This is a genomic window from Amycolatopsis decaplanina DSM 44594, from assembly GCF_000342005.1.
GTDB lineage: Bacteria > Actinomycetota > Actinomycetes > Mycobacteriales > Pseudonocardiaceae > Amycolatopsis > Amycolatopsis decaplanina.
This window is the reverse complement of sequence record NZ_AOHO01000043.1, coordinates 86417-102772: the sequence shown is the minus strand read 5'-3', so window position 1 is coordinate 102772 and position 16356 is coordinate 86417. Positions and strand designations below refer to the sequence as shown.

The 16356-nt window shown below is 68.5% G+C and carries 16 protein-coding genes; 4 read left to right on the top strand and 12 right to left on the bottom strand.

Features of this window, described 5'->3' with window-relative positions; genetic code table 11:
* Positions 1–47: 47 nt before the first annotated feature.
* Entirely contained in the window at positions 48–956 is a 909-nt protein-coding gene (cysD, locus tag H074_RS09000) for a sulfate adenylyltransferase subunit CysD (protein ID WP_007029715.1), read from the top strand.
* Positions 956–2782 (top strand): adenylyl-sulfate kinase, encoded by a 1827-nt coding sequence (gene cysC / locus H074_RS08995; RefSeq protein ID WP_007029714.1) that lies wholly within the window; start codon positions 956–958, stop codon positions 2780–2782. The genes cysD and cysC overlap by 1 nt, the downstream gene beginning before the upstream one ends.
* A gap of 60 nt (positions 2783–2842) precedes the next feature.
* Here cysC and H074_RS08990 read toward each other — a convergent pair whose 3' ends face one another.
* The 3 genes from H074_RS08990 to H074_RS08980 are packed head-to-tail and all read right to left on the bottom strand — an operon-like array spanning position 2843 to position 5301.
* Positions 2843–3496 (bottom strand): response regulator, encoded by a 654-nt coding sequence (locus H074_RS08990; protein ID WP_007029713.1) that lies wholly within the window; start codon positions 3494–3496, stop codon positions 2843–2845.
* A complete protein-coding gene (locus tag H074_RS08985) occupies positions 3493–4722 on the bottom strand; it encodes a sensor histidine kinase (RefSeq protein ID WP_007029712.1) in 1230 nt (409 codons plus the stop codon). Before H074_RS08985 ends, H074_RS08990 begins: the two co-directional genes overlap by 4 nt.
* A gap of 9 nt (positions 4723–4731) precedes the next feature.
* The gene (locus H074_RS08980; protein ID WP_007029711.1) at positions 4732–5301 is read right to left on the bottom strand and encodes a TetR/AcrR family transcriptional regulator; all 570 of its coding nucleotides are present in this window, start codon (positions 5299–5301) and stop codon (positions 4732–4734) included.
* Between the two features lie 89 nt (positions 5302–5390).
* Here H074_RS08980 and H074_RS08975 point away from each other — a divergent pair, with 89 nt between their 5' ends.
* Both H074_RS08975 and H074_RS08970 read left to right on the top strand, forming a co-directional pair.
* Positions 5391–6608, top strand: coding sequence for an MFS transporter (locus H074_RS08975; protein WP_007029710.1), 1218 nt, complete (start codon positions 5391–5393; stop codon positions 6606–6608).
* Between the two features lie 13 nt (positions 6609–6621).
* Positions 6622–8586 carry an ABC1 kinase family protein gene (locus tag H074_RS08970; RefSeq protein ID WP_007029709.1) on the top strand — a complete coding sequence of 655 codons (1965 nt, stop codon included), beginning with the start codon at positions 6622–6624 and terminating at the stop codon, positions 8584–8586.
* Here the strand turns inward: H074_RS08970 and lepB are convergent.
* From lepB to H074_RS08925, 9 genes are all read right to left on the bottom strand, one after another.
* Positions 8510–9310: a signal peptidase I gene (gene lepB, locus H074_RS08965; protein ID WP_152521377.1), complete on the bottom strand. Its 801-nt coding sequence runs from the start codon at positions 9308–9310 to the stop codon at positions 8510–8512. The genes H074_RS08970 and lepB overlap by 77 nt on opposite strands.
* 42 nt (positions 9311–9352) lie before the next feature.
* Positions 9353–9682: a YnfA family protein gene (locus tag H074_RS08960; protein WP_007029707.1), complete on the bottom strand. Its 330-nt coding sequence runs from the start codon at positions 9680–9682 to the stop codon at positions 9353–9355.
* A gap of 111 nt (positions 9683–9793) precedes the next feature.
* Positions 9794–10201, bottom strand: a complete 408-nt coding sequence (locus H074_RS08955) for a metal-sulfur cluster assembly factor (RefSeq protein ID WP_007029706.1) — start codon at positions 10199–10201, stop codon at positions 9794–9796.
* Positions 10198–10647 carry a Fe-S cluster assembly sulfur transfer protein SufU gene (sufU, locus tag H074_RS08950; protein WP_007029705.1) on the bottom strand — a complete coding sequence of 150 codons (450 nt, stop codon included), beginning with the start codon at positions 10645–10647 and terminating at the stop codon, positions 10198–10200. Before sufU ends, H074_RS08955 begins: the two co-directional genes overlap by 4 nt.
* Entirely contained in the window at positions 10644–11948 is a 1305-nt protein-coding gene (locus H074_RS08945) for a cysteine desulfurase (protein WP_007029704.1), read from the bottom strand. The genes sufU and H074_RS08945 overlap by 4 nt, the downstream gene beginning before the upstream one ends.
* Before the next feature lie 39 nt (positions 11949–11987).
* Positions 11988–12758: a Fe-S cluster assembly ATPase SufC gene (gene sufC / locus H074_RS08940; protein ID WP_007029703.1), complete on the bottom strand. Its 771-nt coding sequence runs from the start codon at positions 12756–12758 to the stop codon at positions 11988–11990.
* Positions 12759–12794: 36 nt separating this feature from the next.
* Positions 12795–13967, bottom strand: a complete 1173-nt coding sequence (gene sufD / locus H074_RS08935) for a Fe-S cluster assembly protein SufD (protein WP_007029702.1) — start codon at positions 13965–13967, stop codon at positions 12795–12797.
* A gap of 2 nt (positions 13968–13969) precedes the next feature.
* On the bottom strand, positions 13970–15376 hold the full coding sequence (gene sufB, locus H074_RS08930) for a Fe-S cluster assembly protein SufB (RefSeq protein WP_420805372.1): 1407 nt from the start codon (positions 15374–15376) through the stop codon (positions 13970–13972).
* A 38-nt stretch (positions 15377–15414) separates the two neighbouring features.
* The gene (locus H074_RS08925; RefSeq protein WP_476692299.1) at positions 15415–16215 is read right to left on the bottom strand and encodes a helix-turn-helix transcriptional regulator; all 801 of its coding nucleotides are present in this window, start codon (positions 16213–16215) and stop codon (positions 15415–15417) included.
* Between the last annotated feature and the right edge of the window lie 141 nt (positions 16216–16356).

Here is a 16356-nt window from a genome sequence, read left to right as displayed (position 1 = left end):
CACAAGAACTTGTTCTACTTTCCTGATCTCGAACCACGGAGGTCACGATGGCGTCCCCGGCATACGAGCTCACCCATCTCGAAGCACTCGAAGCCGAAGCCGTGCACATCTTCCGCGAGGTCGCGGCGACCTTCGAACGACCCGTGCTGCTGTTCTCCGGCGGCAAGGACTCGATGGTGATGCTCCACGTGGCGGCCAAGGCGTTCTGGCCGTCACCACCGCCGTTCCCGGTGATGCACGTCGACACCGGGCACAACTTCGACGAGGTCATCGAGTTCCGGGACCGTACGGTCGACACGTACGGGCTCCGGCTCGTCGTCACCAACGTCCAGGACGACATCGACGCCGGCCGGGTCGTCGAAGACCCGAAGGCGGGCCGCAACCGTCTCCAGACCGCCGCCCTGCTCCGGGGAATCCGCGAGCATTCCTTCGACGCGGTCTTCGGCGGCGCCCGGCGTGACGAGGAGAAAGCCCGCGCGAAGGAGCGGGTGTTCAGCTTCCGCGACGAGTTCGGCCAGTGGGATCCGCGCGATCAGCGCCCGGAACTCTGGGATCTCTACAACGGCAGGCACCGCAAGGGCGAGCACATCCGCGTCTTCCCGCTGTCGAACTGGACCGAACTCGACATCTGGCAATACATCGAGGCCGAGAACGTCGACCTGCCGTCGATCTACTACTCGCACCGGCGTCCGGTCGTCCAGCGGGACGGGATGCTGCTCGCGCACACACGGTTCCTCACCTTGAACGAAGGCGAAACTCCTTACGAGGCGACGGTTCGCTTCCGTACCGTCGGCGACGCGACCTGCACCGGCTGCGTCGAGTCGACGGCGACGTCACCGGGTGAAGTGGTCGCCGAAGTCGCGGTCAGCCGGCTCACCGAACGCGGCGCCACCCGCGCCGACGACCGGATCTCCGAGGCGGGCATGGAAGACCGGAAGAAGGAAGGCTACTTCTGATGGGCGCTTCATTGGTCCGCCTCGCGACCGCGGGCAGCGTCGACGACGGGAAGTCGACCCTGATCGGCCGTCTGCTGTTCGATTCGAAGACGGTGTTCACCGACCAGCTCGAAGCCATCGAACGCACCAGCCGCGACCGAGGCGAGGCGTATCCGAATCTCGCGCTGCTGACCGACGGTCTGCGCGCCGAACGCGAACAAGGCATCACTATCGACGTCGCCCATCGGTATTTCGCCACGCCCCGGCGGAAGTTCATCATCGCCGACACGCCGGGGCACGTGCAGTACACCCGGAACATGGTCACCGGCGCGTCCACGGCGGACCTCGCGCTGATCCTGATCGACGCCCGCAAAGGCGTGCTCGAACAGTCACGCCGGCACGCGTTCTTGGCAAGCCTGCTGGGAATCCCGCATCTCGTGCTGTGTGTCAACAAGATGGACCTGGCCGGCTGGTCGCAGGACCGTTTCGAGGAGATCCGCGAAGACTTCCGCCGCTTCGCCATGAAACTCCAGGTGCACGACCTCACCTTCGTGCCGATGTCGGCGCTGCACGGCGACAACGTCGTACACCGGGGCACCAGTATGCCTTGGTACGAAGGAACTTCCCTGCTGCATCACCTCGAACAGGTGCATGTCGCCTCGGATCGCAATCTCATCGACGCGCGATTCCCCGTGCAGTACGTGATCCGCGAGCACAGCCGCGACTTCCGCGGCTACGCGGGCACCGTCGCGGGCGGAGTGTTCAAACCCGGTGACGAGGTCGCCGTGCTGCCGTCCGGCTTCACCACGACGGTGCGCGCGATCTGGGGGCCGGGCGGCACCACTGTCACCGAGGCCTTCGCCTCGCGGGCCGTCACGATCGAACTCGCCGACGACCTCGATCTCGGCCGCGGCGATCTGATCTGCCGTCCCGGCAACCGTCCGCACACCGGCCGGGACGTCGACGCGATGGTGTGCTGGTTCTCCGAACAAGGCACCCTGACGCCCGGCTCGACCTACATCGTGCGGCACACCACCAGAGAGACCAAAGCCGAGATCCGCGACCTGGACTACCGGCTCGACGTCACCACCCTGCACCGCGACGAGACGGCGAAGTCGTTGTCGCTCAACGAAATCGGCCGGATCCGGCTGCGCGCCCGGCAGCCGCTGCTGTTCGATTCCTACCGCCGCAATCGCTCCACCGGCGGTTTCCTCCTCGTCGACGAGCATTCCGGGGCGACGGTCGCGGCGGGCATGATCACCGGACCGAGCGTGACCGCGTCGAACGTCGTCTGGCACACCGCCGCGGTCACGAGGGCGGAACGCGCGACGCGCGGGCTCACCGTCTGGCTGACCGGGCTTTCCGCGTCCGGGAAGTCGAGTGTGGCGGTGGAGCTGGAGCGGCGGCTGGTGGCGTCCGGCCGGCCCGCGTACCTGCTGGACGGCGACAATCTCCGGCACGGGCTGAACGGGAACCTCGGCTTCAGCCCCGACGATCGCGCCGAGAACGTCCGTCGCGTCGCCGAGGTCGCGAAGCTGTTCGCCGACGCCGGTCTGGTGTCGGTGGTCTCCTTGATCAGTCCGTATCGGACCGACCGCGAACTCGCCCGCGCCGCGCACGAGGCGGCCGGGCTGCCGTTCCTCGAGATCTTCGTCGACACCCCGCTCGAGGTCTGCGAAGACCGCGACCCCAAGGGGATGTACGCGAAGGCGAGGGCGGGCGAGATCAGCGGGTTCACCGGGGTGGACGCGCCTTACGAGCAGCCGGAGAACCCGGATCTGGTGCTGCGCCCGGAAAACGGGGATCCCGCCGCGATGGCCGCGCTGATCCTCGCCACCCTGGAGTAGCTGAAGGACGCTTTCCCTGCATCACATGCGGGGAAAGCCTCCTTCAGCCGCCTACCGCGTTCAGCCAGCCGGTGTGACGAATCCGGTGTCGTAGGCCTTGATCACCGCTTGCGTCCGGTCCCTCGCGCCGAGTTTCGCGAGCACGTTCCCGACATGCGTCTTGACCGTCTGCACGCCGAGGTACAGCTCGCCCGCGATCTCCACGTTGGACAGTCCGCCCGCCATCAGCCGCAGCACCTCGCGTTCGCGTTCGGTGAGCCCGGCTCCGGCGAGCCCGTCCTGCGTGCCCCGGTTCGCCTGCTGCGCGGCCAGCCGCCGAATCGCGGCCGGGAACAGCAGCGACTCCCCCGCCGCCACCGTCCGGATCGCCGCGACGATCTCCTCGGGCCGGGCCCGCTTCAGCAGGAAGCCGCTGGCGCCGGCAAGCAGAGCATCGTAGACGTAGTCGTCGTTCTCGAAGGTGGTCACCACGATCACCTTCGGCGGATCGGCAAGAGTGGCCATCAGGTGGGTGGTCGCGCGGATCCCGTCGACCGAGGGCATCCGGACGTCCATCAGCACGACGTCGGGCCGGAACCGCGAGACCAGGCCCGGTACCTCCGCACCGTCTGCCGCTTCGCCCACGACCTCCAGGTCCGGCTCGGAGGCGACGATCGCCCGCAGTCCGGCCCGGATGAGCTGTTCGTCGTCGACCAGCAGCACTCCGATGCTCATCGCCGTTTCCCCCATGGCACCGCCACCTCGACCTTCCAGCATCCGTCCGCGCGGCCAGCGGTGATCGTGCCTCCCAGCACTTCCACCCGTTCCGTCATTCCCCGCAGCCCCCGGCCGCCCCCGTCCCGCGACGGCGCCGCGGTGCCGAGCGGGTTGGACACCCGCAACCGCAACAGCTCCGTTCCGGCGTCGACGAGGACCGTCACCGGCACCTTACCGGCGTGCCGCAAGGCGTTCGTCAAGCATTCCTGCAGGATCCGGTACGCCTCGCGGGAGACGACCGGCGGCACCGCGGACGGTTCTCCCCGTACCTCCGCCGTCACCTCGGCGCCCGCCAACCGCGTCGCCTCGACCAGCGCGGGCAGCTCCGCGAGTCCCGATTGCGGCGCCCGCGACGACGCCTCGTCCCGCAGCAGCCCGAGTACGTGGTCGAGATCGTCCAACGCGGCACGGGCCGAATCCTCGATCGCGGTGAGTGCCTGCTCGGTGAAGCCGGGATCGGACCTCAGTGTCCGGCGCGCGGCCCCCGCCTGGATGGTCACGACGCTCAGCGCGTGCCCGACCGAGTCGTGCAGTTCCCGCGCGAGCCGGTTGCGTTCGGCGAGTTGTTCGGTGCGCTTCTCCAGCTGGGCGATCCGTTCCGCGGCCGAGATCCCCAGCAGGCTCTTGGCGCAGCGGGTCAGCACCGCGCCCGCTCCCCACACGACGTAGGCCAGCGCGACGACGCCGAGCAGGAACGCCGCCGGGATCCACGCGCTCGCCCAGCCCTTCGGTACCTCGATCGGGTCCTCGATGGACAGTGCGATCCGGCCGGTGAACGGAGCCGCGATCGTGAAGCCGAACGCGACCGGGACGAACAGGCTCGCCAGGCTGACCACACAGCCGGTGCTCACGTGCAACAGGAACATCGCGGTCGACCGCAGCCGGACGGGCCAGCTCCCCGCGGGCCCGAACGTCACCCCGGGCACGGGATCGTCCAGCAGTTCCCGCACGGCCGCGCCCTCCAGCACCCGGACGGCGGGGATGAACGACGAGGCGATCAGCACCAGGACGACGGTGATCATCCCGATGACGACGCCGTGTCCCATCGTCACGACGAGGGGCAGCAACGACGGCACCACGATGGCGGCGAAGAGCACGTACGGCACGCTCAGGGCACCGCCGAGGATGAAGTACACCCAGCGGCGGTAGGTCGCCCGGTCCAGGAGCGGGCCGAAAAGTCGCATGCGCTCTTTCTAGCGTGCGCCGGCTTCGCGCGTATCCCTCATGAGTATCCCGGCGATCTCCCTCGCGAGCGTGACCCGATGCGCGTCCCCGTCGATGCCGGTATGCGCGACAGCGCCCTCGACGAGGAGGAAGAGCTGCTCCGCGAGCCTCTCCGGATCGTCCGCGCCCGGGGCATCCTCACGGATGAGTTCGGCGAACTTCGCCCGCACGGCCGCCTTGTGCCGCCGGATCACGTCGAGCCCGGGATGCCCGGCGGGCAGTTCTGCCGCCGCGTTGAGAAACGCGCAACCCCGGTCGCTCCCAAGCTTGGGGTGATCGACGTAGGCGTCGAAGACCATCAGCGCCCGGGGCGCTTCGGCTTCCGCCAGTCGCTCTTCGAGGTACGCCCACCAGACGTCGTGACGGCTTCGCAGGTACGCGACCGTGAGCTCCGTCTTCGACCCGAAGCACGCGTACAGCGTCTTCTTCGTGACGCCCGCGGCCTCGGCGATGGCCGCGACGCCCACGGCGTTCAGGCCCTCCCGGTAGAAGAGCTCGCTCGCGGCGCTCAGGACGCGCTCGCCGGCCGGTGTCAGCATGGCTCGACTATACCGATCGGTTGACCCGAGCGCGAAATGCAGGAACACTCCAGATGTATACCGCTCGGTATACATCTGGAGGAGTGCTGATGGTTTCTTCGTACAAACGCGAGCTGACCCTCACCGCGGCCGGGTTGTCGCTGATCGCGGTCTCCTACGGACTCGCGAGGTACGCGTACGGCCTCTTCGCGCCGACGCTCCGCGCCGAGTTCGACCTCGACGGCAGCACGCTCGGCGGCATCGCGGCGGGAAGTTACGTCGCGTACTGCCTCGCGGTCGTCGCCTCGACCGCCGTCACGACCCGCTGGGGCGCGCGGGCGGGCGCGCTCGCCGCCGGGACGACCGCCACCGCGGGAACCGCCCTGATCGCGGCCGCGCCGAACGCCGGCGTTCTCGCCCTCGGGATCGTCCTCGCCGGGGCGAGCACGGGCCTGGCCTCCCCTTCCCTCGCCGACGCGGTCTCACGCGTCGTCCGCGTGACCCGCCGCGACCGCGCCCAGTCCGTGGCGAACGCCGGGACCGGGCTCGGTGTGGTGATCTCGGGTCCGGTCTCCCTGCTCGCCATCGGCGACTGGCGAATGGCTTGGTGGGCCTTCGCCGCGGCCTCGGCGCTGGTGACCCTGTGGATCGCCCGTGTCGTGCCCCCGGTCAAGGAGGGCCGCGCGCGGGGGCTGCCGGTGCCGCTGTTCCCGCCCACCACCGGACGACTGCTGCCCGCCGCCGCGACGCTCGGCCTGGCCAGCGCGGCGATCTGGACCTTCGGCCGCGACATCGCCGTGAGCGTCGGCGGACTCGACGAGACCGCCTCGACGGTGGTGTGGATCGTCCTCGGCGCGGTCGGTCTGGCCGGCGCGTTCGCCGCCGAGCTGACCTCGCGGGCGGGACTGCGCCGGGCCTGGTCGGCGGGGATGGCCCTGTTCGGCGTCGCCACGGCGCTCTTCGCCCTCGCCACCCGTTCGCTCCCGGCACTCGTCATCGCCGCGGCGCTCTTCGGAGCCGTCTACATCGGACTGACCGGCGTACTGATCCTCTGGGGTACCAGGGCTTACCCGACGGCGCCCGCGTTCGGTGTCGGCGTCGCCTTCCTGATGCTGGCACTCGGACAGGCCGCGGGGGCACCGCTCATCGGTCTCCTCGGCGATCTCTTCGATCTTCGCGCCGGCTTCCTCGCGGCGGCGGCGATCGCCGTCCTCGGCGTCCTGTTCGCGCCCCGGGAGGCGACCACTACCTACAACTTCGGGGTCCGCTCCCTCTCAAGGGTGAGCACCGTCCCGCCGGAGCGGGAATCCCGCGCGGGCTGCGCGTGATGTCCTCTTCGCCATGAACCTGCTGCTCGGCCTGCTCACCCTGCCCGTCTACGCGCTCATGCTGTGGCCGCTCGTGGTCGCCGCCCGCCGCGTACTGGGTGTGCGGATCGGCCTGGTCCGCGCGTTGTGCGCCGCCGGTTTCGGCTGGCTGGTCGCGGGCGGCATCCTCAGCGCGTTCCCACGGGCGATGTACGCGGGCAGCGCCTTCGCCGGGCTGGTCATCCCGGTGGCGGGCGGTGCCTTCCTGGCGACGCTGATCTTCCTGTTCGTCGCGGAACTCGCGCTGCCTTCCGGTTCCGGGCTCGGGCTGATCGGCAGGATCCGGTCGATGCGCCGCCGCGCGGCCCGGACCCGGCGCTACTCGCAGATCACCCGGATCGCGATCAAGCACGGTCTCGGCCGGTACCTCACCGGCCGCCGCGAACCCGGACTCGCCGAGGTCCGGCACGCCAAACTGGCCCGCTCATTGCGGCGTGCGCTGGAGGAGGGCGGCGTGACGTTCGTGAAGCTCGGCCAGCTGCTCTCGACGCGGTCCGATCTGCTCCCGCCGGTGTTCGTCGACGAACTCGGCAAGCTCCAGGACCAGGTCGCCTTCGCAGACGCCGACGAGGTCGCGACGGTGCTGCGGGAGGAACTGGGCGGCGACCCGGAAGACATCTTCGCCGAATTCGACCCGGAACCGATCGCGGCCGCGTCGATCGCGCAGGTCTACCGGGCGAAGCTGCGCGGCGGGCAGGACGTGGTCGTCAAAGTGCAGCGGCCCGGCGTGCAGGCCTTGGTCGAGCGGGACCTCGACATCGTCCGCCGGGTGGCGGCCGCGCTGGACCAGCGCGCGGGCTGGGCACGCTCGCTCGGCGTCGTCGACCTCGCCGAAGGATTCGCCGACGCGCTGGTCGAGGAGCTCGATTTCCGCACCGAGGCCAAGAACATCGAAGCGGTGGCCGCGGCCTATCCCAGCACCGAGGTCGCGCTCCCGACCGTCTACAAGGAACTGTCCACCGAACGTGTCCTGGTGATGCGGCGACTCGACGGCAAATCGCTCGCCGCCGCCAAGGAACAGGTCCCGGTCGCGGAACGGGCGAAGCTCGCACGATCGATGCTGCGCTGCGTGCTCGGCCAGGTGATGGGCAGCGGTGTCTTCCACGCCGACCCGCATCCCGGCAACGTCCTGCTGCTCACCGACGGCAGGCTGGGCCTGCTCGACTTCGGCTCCGTCGGCCGGCTCGACTCGGGTTTGCGCGGCGGACTGCAGAACCTCATCCTCGCCCTCGACCGCGGCGACCCGGCCGCGTTGCGCGACGGCCTGCTGGAGATCGTCGACCGGCCGGACGAGATCGAGGAACGGCGGCTGGAGCGGGCACTGGGTTCCCTGGTGGCCAAGCATTTCAACCACGGACAGGCCCCGGATCTGGACATGTTCACCGACCTGTTCCGGGTGATCGCCGACTTCCGGCTCAGCGTGCCCCCGCCGATCGCCGCGGTGTTCCGCGCGCTGGCCACTTTGGAGGGGACGCTGGCCACGCTGGCGCCGGGATTCAACATCGTCGTCGAATCCCGCGCCTACGCCGCCGAGCAAGTAGGTGCCGGATTGCGACCGGAATCGCTGCGCTCCACGGCCACCAACGAACTGATGGCGCTCCTGCCGGTGCTGCGACGGCTGCCCCGCCGCGTCGACCGGATCGGCGACGCGCTGGAGCAGGGCAGGCTATCGGTCAACGTCCGGCTGTTCTCCGACGAACGCGACCGCGACGTGGTCACCGGACTGGTACACGAGATCCTGCTGGCGTTCGTCGGCGTGGCCACCGGCCTGATGGCCGTGCTGCTGCTGGGCAGCGCGACCGGCCCGGAGGTGCTGACCGGGGTCACGCTGCACCAGATGTTCGGCTACAACCTGCTGGTGGTCAGCGCGCTGGTGGGATTGCGACTGCTCTTCGTCGTTTTCCGGCGGAGCGGACAACGCTCACGATCGCCCCGATGACACCGAGGACGATGAGGCCGACGCCAACGAACATGAGGTTCCGCGAGGTTCGGAACCCGGTGTCGGACACGGGATCGCCGGGAAGACCTGCCTCGACGAACGCGGTGGTCTGCGGGAAGGGCTCGGCGCCGAGGACGCTCCCCAGTCCGACGACGACGCCGCTCACCTTCGCCAGGGGCACGGCGCCGTCGCCCGGCATGCCGACGTAAATCCGTGAGTCCCGCGAATTGTTCCGCTGATCGCCCGCGACGAACACCGCGTCCGGCGGCACCTGGACGCTGAACGGCCGGTACTCCTTGCGGCCGTACCCGTTGTCGTCCTCGGTGTACGGCTCTTTGACCGGCTTTCCGTTGACGGTGATCAGGTTGTCGTTCGTGCAGCAGACGACCTGATCACCACCGACACCGATCACCCGCTTGACGGCCCGGCCCTCACCGGGACCCGAGTCCGGGAACGCGGAAAGATCCATGAGGACGACCGCGCCGCGGGGGATGTCGGGCAAGGCCGCCCAGCGGTACAGCACGACCGTCCCCGGCTGGATAGTGGGCGCCATTCCACCGCCGGGGACGCTCACCATCCGATAGCTCATCAGGGTCCAGAACCCGTATCCCCCGGTGCCCACGCCGACGATCGCCACCAGGATCATCACGAGCAGGAGCGGGGAGAATCTTCGCTTCGGCCCGGGTCTGTCAGCGGGCGGAGCGGGAAAGTCCGTTTCGGTCACAGCGCACAGTAGCGCCAGTGGCCGACGATCTCCGGTGAACCATCAACCCCGGGGCGCGTACATGATGACCCCGACCCCGGCGAGACAGATCAAGGCGCCGATCACGTCGTAACGGTCCGGCCGGTAGCCGTCGGCGACCATCCCCCACGCCAGCGAACCCGCGACGAACACGCCGCCGTACGCGGCGAGAATGCGGCCGAAGTTCGCGTCGGACTGCAGTGTCGCGACGAAGCCGTAAAGGCCCAGCGCGACGACGCCCGCGCCGATCCAGAGGTAACCGCGGTGTTCCCGGACGCCTTGCCAGATCAGCCAGGCGCCGCCGATCTCCAGCAGGGCGGCGAGCGCGAAGAGCGCGATGGACCGGAAGATCATCCGAGCAGCTTATTCGGGTTCCGGTGTCTCAGGGTCGGTCCGTGAAGGCCTCCTTGAGGGACCCAGAGTCCCTCAAGGAGGCCTTCACGGACCACAAGAGCGAAGTGAGCCTCAGACGGTGAAGCCGAGCGCCCGCAATTGTTCGCGGCCGTCCTCGGTGATCTTCTCCGGGCCCCACGGCGGCATCCAGACCCAGTTGATCCGGAAGTCCTTGACCAGTCCCGTTCCCCCGCCGACGAGCGCGGCACCGGTCTGGTCCTCGATGACGTCGGTCAGCGGGCAGGCCGCGGACGTCAGGGTCATGTCGATGGTGGCCGTGTTGTCCGGCTCGACGTGGATGCCGTAGACCAGCCCGAGGTCGACGACGTTGATGCCTAGTTCCGGGTCGACGACGTCGCGCATCGCCTCTTCGACGTCCTCGACCTTCGCCACGTCGGCGGTGTCCGGGGCGGCGGCGGTTTCGGCGTCGAGGTCGGCGGCCGTGCGCCCCTCGCGGGTTTCGGTCTGCTGTTCGGTCATGCCGTCTCAACTCCGTTGGTCGTGCGGGCGACGGCGTCCTTGAACGCCATCCATCCGAGCAGGGCGCATTTCACGCGGGCCGGGTACTTGGCCACGCCGGCGAAGGCGATGCCGTCCTCCAGCACGTCCTCGTCCGGCTCGATCTGACCCTTGCCCTGCATCAGCTCGACGAAGGCGTCCATGGTGGTGAACGCCTCCTCCACTGTGTGCCCGACGACGAGATCCGTCAATACCGACGTGGACGCCTGGCTGATCGAGCAGCCCTGTCCCTCGTAGGAGACGTCGGCGACCTTCCCGTCGTCGACCTTCACCCGCAGCGTCACCTCGTCGCCGCAGGTCGGGTTGACCTGGAACGACTCGGCGTCGAACGGCTCGCGCAGGCCGCGGCCGTGCGGGTTCTTGTAGTGGTCCAGGATGATCTCCTGGTACATGCTCTCCAGGTTCACAGCGCAGAACCCCCCTGGGCCACCCCGAAGAACTTCTGCGCCTCGCGCACACCGTTCACCAGTGCGTCCACTTCGGACAGTGTGTTGTAGACGTAGAACGACGCGCGCACGGTCGCCGGCACCGAGCAGGCCCGGTGCAGCGGCCACGCGCAGTGGTGCCCGACCCGGACGGCGATGCCGAGGCTGTCCAGCACCTGGCCCGAGTCGTGCGGGTGGACGCCGTCGATGACGAACGACACCAGTCCGCCACGGTCGGCCATGTCGGTGGGGCCGATGATCCGCACGCCGGGGATCTCGCCGAGCCCGGCGAGCGCCGCCTCGGTGAGGACGTGCTCGTGCGCGGCGACCCGGTCCATGCCGATCGCCGACAGGTAGTCGGCGGCCGCGCCGAGGCCGACGGCCTGCGACGTCATCGGGGTACCCGCCTCGAACCGCTGCGGCGGCGCGGCGAACGTGGTCTGCTCCATGCGGACCAGCTCGATCATCGAGCCGCCGGTCAGGAACGGCGGCATCGCTTCGAGCAGCTCGCGGCGGCCGTAAAGGACACCGATGCCGTACGGGCCGACCATCTTGTGCCCGGCGAAAGCGGCGAAGTCGACGTCCAGCGCGTGGAGATCCACCGGGAAGTGCGGCACCGACTGGCAGGCGTCCAGCACGACCAGCGCGCCGACCTTGCGGGCCTTCTTCACCAGGAACTCGACCGGGTTGATCGTGCCGAGCACGTTGGACTGGTGCGTGAACGCGAGCACCTTGGTCCGCTCGGTGATCAGCTCGTCCACATTGGACAGGTCGAGCCGTCCGTCCGCGGTGACGGAGAACCACTTCAGCGTCGCGCCGGTGCGCTGGCAGAGCTGCTGCCACGGCACCAGGTTCGCGTGGTGCTCCATCTCGGTGATGACGATCTCGTCGCCGGGGCCGACCTTGAACCGCTCGGCCCCGGGACCGGCCGTGGCGGCGTTGCTCATCGCATAGGCGACGAGGTTGATGCCCTCGGTGGCGTTCTTGGTGAACACCAGCTCGTGCGGGGAGGCGCCGACGAACTCCGCGATCCGCACGCGGGCGGATTCGTAGGCGTCGGTCGCCTCCTCGGCGAGCTGGTGCGCGCCGCGGTGCACCGCGGCGTTCGAGGTCTCCAGGAACCGGCGCTCGGCTTCGAGCACCTGCACCGGTTTCTGGGACGTCGCACCGGAATCCAGATACACCAAGGGTTTCCCATCCCGCACGGTGCGGGTCAGGATCGGGAAGTCGGCCCTGATGGCCGCTACGTCCAGCGGTACAGAGTTAGCCGTGGTGGTGGTCATCGGGCCAACTCCTCTCGGTGTAGTCGTGAAGTTCAGTGATCAGACGGCGGCGGTCTCGGCGGAGCCGGTGTACTTGACGTACCCGTTCTCCTCCAGCTCGTCCGCGAGTTCACGGCCTCCGGACTCGACGATCTTGCCGCCGGCGAAGACGTGCACGAAGTCGGGCGTGATGTGCCGCAGGATCCGCGTGTAGTGCGTGATCAGCATGACGCCGGCGTCGTTGTTGGCCTTGAACTCGTTGACGCCCTCGGACACGACGCGCAGCGCGTCGACGTCGAGACCGGAGTCGGTCTCGTCGAGGATGGCGATCTTCGGCTTGAGCAGCGCCAGCTGCAGGATCTCGTGGCGCTTCTTCTCGCCGCCGGAGAAGCCCTCGTTCACCGAACGCTCGGCGAACTCGGACGAGATCTCCAGCTTGCCCATCTCCTCCTTGACCTCCTTGACCCAGTGGCGCAGCTTGGGGGCCTCGCCACGGACAGCGGTGGCCGCGGTGCGGAGGAAGTTGGACATGGACACACCCGGAACCTCGACCGGGTACTGCATGGCGAGGAACAGGCCCGCGCGGGCGCGCTCGTCGACACTCATCTCCAGCACGTCCTCACCGTCGAGCAGGACCTGCCCGGAGGTGACTTCGTACTTGGGGTGACCGGCGATGGCGTAGGACAGCGTGGACTTGCCCGAACCGTTGGGGCCCATGATCGCGTGGGTCTCGCCCGACTTGATGGTCAGGTTGACGCCCTTGAGGATCTCCTTGGGGCCCTCCTCGGTCGTGACCGAGGCGTGCAGATCCTTGATTTCCAGCGTAGGCATTTCTTTCCTAAAAGTCTGATGTGGACGGACGAGGGCTCAGGCGCCCACTGCTTCGAGTTCGGCTTCGATCGCGGCCTCGAGACGCTCGCGCACCTCGGGAACGCCGATCTTGACCAGGATCTCGTGGAAGAACCCGCGTACGACCAGGCGACGCGCGGCTTCTTCGCCGATTCCACGCGACTGGAGGTAGAACAACTGCTCGTCGTCGAACCTTCCCGTCGCGCTCGCGTGGCCGGCGCCTTCGATCTCGCCGGTCTCGATCTCCAGGTTCGGGATCGAGTCCGCCCGCGCGCCCGGCGTCAGCACCAGGTTGCGGTTGAGCTCGTAGGTGTCGGTGGCCTCGGCGGCCGCCCGGATCAGCACGTCGCCGACCCACACGGTGTGCGCGTCGTCGCCCTGCAGCGCGCCCTTGTACATCACGTTCGACTTGCAGTTCGGGACCGCGTGGTCGACGAAGAGCCGGTGCTCCTGGTGCTGGCCCGCGTCCGCGAAGTACAGGCCGAGCATCTCGACGTCGCCGCCCTTGTCGGCGAAGGTCGCCGTCGGCGAGACGCGGACCAGGTCACCGCCCAGGGTGATGACGATGTGCTTGAGGCTGGCGTCGCGGCCGAGCTTGAGGTGCTGCTCGGAGACGTGCACCGCGTCGTCGGCCCAGTCCTGGACGCTGACCACGGTCACGTTCGCCGAATCGCCGATGACGAACTCGACGTTGTCGGCGTAGGTGCCGGAACCGACGTGGTCGAGGACGATGACGGCCTCGGAGAACTGCTCGGCGCGGACCTGCACGTGCCCGTAGGCGACCTTGCCCTCGCCGGGGCCGGTGATCTTCACCGTCGACGGCTTCGACGTCTTCGTCTCCTTGGGCACCGTGATGACGGTGGCCTCGGTGAACGAGGAGTAGGCCTGCGCGGCGATCCGGTCGCTCGGGACACCCGCGGCGCCGAGGCGCTCGTCGTCCCGGCCGACCTGCTCGATCTTCAGCTCAGGGGCGGCGTCGGCGTCCACGGTGGCCGAACCCGAGGCGGCGGCGGACCCGTCGTGCAGGCCGCGCAGCCGCTTCATCGGCGTGAAACGCCAGTTCTCCTCACGGCCGCCGGGGACCTCGAAGGCCTCGACGTCGTAGGAGGTGAAGCGCTCCGCGCGAGAGGTGGCCGGAATGACCACCCCTTCGCGCATCGCTTCGGAAACGTTGTTCTCGGTAACCGACATGACTAGCCGACGGACCCTTCCATCTGAAGCTCGATCAGGCGGTTCAGCTCGAGCGCGTACTCCATCGGTAGCTCACGCGCGATGGGCTCGACGAACCCGCGCACGATCATCGCCATGGCCTCGGCCTCGTCGAGACCGCGCGACATGAGGTAGAACATCTGGTCTTCGCTGACCTTCGAGACGGTCGCCTCGTGGCCCATGGAGACCTCGTCGTTGCGGATGTCGACGTACGGGTACGTGTCCGACCGCGAGATCGTGTCGACCAGCAGCGCGTCACAGACGACGCTGGACCGCGAGTGATGCGCCCGCTTCGCGACCTTGACCAGGCCGCGGTACGAGGTGCGGCCACCGCCGCGCGCCACCGACTTCGACACGATGGTCGAGGAGGTGTGCGGCGCCAGGTGCTCCATCTTCGCGCCGGCGTCCTGGTGCTGGCCTTCGCCCGCGAACGCGACCGAGAGGACCTCGCCCTTGGCGTGCTCGCCCATGAGGAAGACCGACGGGTACTTCATCGTGACCTTGGAACCGATGTTGCCGTCGATCCACTCCATGGTCGCGCCCTCTTCGCACTTGGCGCGCTTGGTGACCAGGTTGTAGACGTTGTTCGACCAGTTCTGGATGGTCGTGTAGCGGCAGCGGGCGCCCTTCTTCACGATGATCTCCACGACCGCCGAGTGCAGCGAGTCGGACTGGTAGATCGGCGCGGTGCAACCCTCGACGTAGTGCACGTAGGCGTCTTCGTCGACGATGATCAGGGTCCGCTCGAACTGGCCCATGTTCTCGGTGTTGATCCGGAAGTACGCCTGCAGCGGGATGTCCACCTTGACGCCCTTGGGCACGTAGATGAACGAACCGCCGGACCACACCGCGGTGTTCAGCGCGGAGAACTTGTTGTCCCCGGCCGGGATCACGGAGCCGAAGTACTCCTTGAAGATCTCCGGGTGCTCCTTGAGCGCGGTGTCGGTGTCCAGGAACAGGACACCCTGCGCCTCCAGGTCCTCGCGGATCTGGTGGTAGACGACCTCGGACTCGTACTGCGCGGCGACACCGGCGACGAGGCGCTGCTTCTCCGCCTCGGGGATGCCCAGCTTGTCGTACGTGTTCTTGATGTCCTCGGGCAGGTCTTCCCAGGAAGTGGCCTGCTTCTCCGTGGACCGCACGAAGTACTTGATGTTGTCGAAGTCGATCCCGGAGAGGTCCGCACCCCAGTTGGGCATCGGCTTCAAGTCGAAGAGCTTGAGCGCCTTCAGTCGCGCTTCGCGCATCCACTCCGGCTCGGACTTCTTCGAGGAGATGTCGGTGACGACGTCCTCGTTCAGTCCGCGACGGGCGCTGGCGCCCGCCTCGTCGGAGTCCGCCCAGCCGAACGCGTACTTGCCAAGGGACTCGATGGTCTCTTCCTGGCTCATGGGCGCGGTGGTGGGAGTGCGCTGCTCGGCAGCGGCAGTCATGCGGGTTTCCCTCCATTCGGGATCCGTGCTGTGCGCCCAGGGGAGGGCGCCGTGCTTCCCGGCACGGGTGTGGCCGGGTGACCCGCCGAAACGACGGGTACGTGTGTGGTGCACGCGTTGTCACCGCGTGCGATGGTCGCCAGCCGCTGGACGTGAGTACCCAGAAGTTCCGCGAAAGCCTCTGTTTCGGCTTCACACAACTGAGGGAACTCGGCGGCGACGTGGGCGACCGGGCAATGGTGCTGGCAAAGCTGTTCGCCGACACCGACCTGACGGGTCGACGCAGCGTAGCCCTCCCTGGTCAGCGCCGCAGCGAGAGCCTCGGCACGGGCGGCCGGGTCCGTGTGCTTGGTGATCGCGTCCTGATGCGGGCCGACCAGCGAAGCGACCCGAGCCTCCGCGAAGGCCTTCACAGCGTCTTCCCCGGCGTGTTCGGCGAGGAAGCGGATGGCCGAGGACGCGAGGTCGTCGTAGGCGTGCCCGAACCGGGCCCGGCCGGCTTCGGTGAGCAGGAAGTTCTTGGCGGGACGGCCTCGTCCGCGGGGGCCGCGGCGGGGCGCGTCCCGCGTTTCGGCCTCGCCGTCGGCGAGCAGTGCGTCGAGATGACGGCGGACGGCGGCGGCGCTGATACCCAGCTGCTCGGCCACCACGACGGCGGTCATCGGCCCCTGTTCCAGCAGCAAGCGGGCTACTTCGTGCCTGGTCCGGCCCTCGGGGCCGACCTGCGCTGGGACAGGCTGGACCCCGGCGCGGGGCATGTCGCCACCGGCCTCGATCCGCGTCCCCGCCTTTTTCACAACACAAGTGTGACGTATTTCCGGAGAGACGGCAAAGAGGGGTGCCTCACGGAGTGGCATGGGTCACTTCACGCCCTCTCTGACGCAAGTAGATGCCGGGTTGCGATCCTTGCGCGCGCAACTACCGCAACCAGGTGCCGA

Bases quoted from the DNA above. Each gene is read 5' to 3' on its own strand.
- H074_RS08955 (WP_007029706.1), bottom strand. From the start codon at position 10,201: ATGACCGAACAGCAGACCGAAACCCGCGAGGGGCGCACGGCCGCCGAC.
- H074_RS08945 (WP_007029704.1), bottom strand. From the start codon at position 11,948: ATGACCACCACCACGGCTAACTCTGTACCGCTGGACGTAGCGGCCATC.
- H074_RS08960 (WP_007029707.1), bottom strand. From the start codon at position 9,682: ATGATCTTCCGGTCCATCGCGCTCTTCGCGCTCGCCGCCCTGCTGGAG.
- H074_RS08980 (WP_007029711.1), bottom strand. From the start codon at position 5,301: ATGCTGACACCGGCCGGCGAGCGCGTCCTGAGCGCCGCGAGCGAGCTC.
- cysD (WP_007029715.1), top strand. From the start codon at position 48: ATGGCGTCCCCGGCATACGAGCTCACCCATCTCGAAGCACTCGAAGCC.
- sufB (WP_420805372.1), bottom strand. From the start codon at position 15,376: ATGAGCCAGGAAGAGACCATCGAGTCCCTTGGCAAGTACGCGTTCGGC.
- H074_RS08975 (WP_007029710.1), top strand. From the start codon at position 5,391: ATGGTTTCTTCGTACAAACGCGAGCTGACCCTCACCGCGGCCGGGTTG.
- sufC (WP_007029703.1), bottom strand. From the start codon at position 12,758: ATGCCTACGCTGGAAATCAAGGATCTGCACGCCTCGGTCACGACCGAG.
- H074_RS08990 (WP_007029713.1), bottom strand. From the start codon at position 3,496: ATGAGCATCGGAGTGCTGCTGGTCGACGACGAACAGCTCATCCGGGCC.
- cysC (WP_007029714.1), top strand. From the start codon at position 956: ATGGGCGCTTCATTGGTCCGCCTCGCGACCGCGGGCAGCGTCGACGAC.
- sufD (WP_007029702.1), bottom strand. From the start codon at position 13,967: ATGTCGGTTACCGAGAACAACGTTTCCGAAGCGATGCGCGAAGGGGTG.
- H074_RS08985 (WP_007029712.1), bottom strand. From the start codon at position 4,722: ATGCGACTTTTCGGCCCGCTCCTGGACCGGGCGACCTACCGCCGCTGG.
- H074_RS08970 (WP_007029709.1), top strand. From the start codon at position 6,622: ATGAACCTGCTGCTCGGCCTGCTCACCCTGCCCGTCTACGCGCTCATG.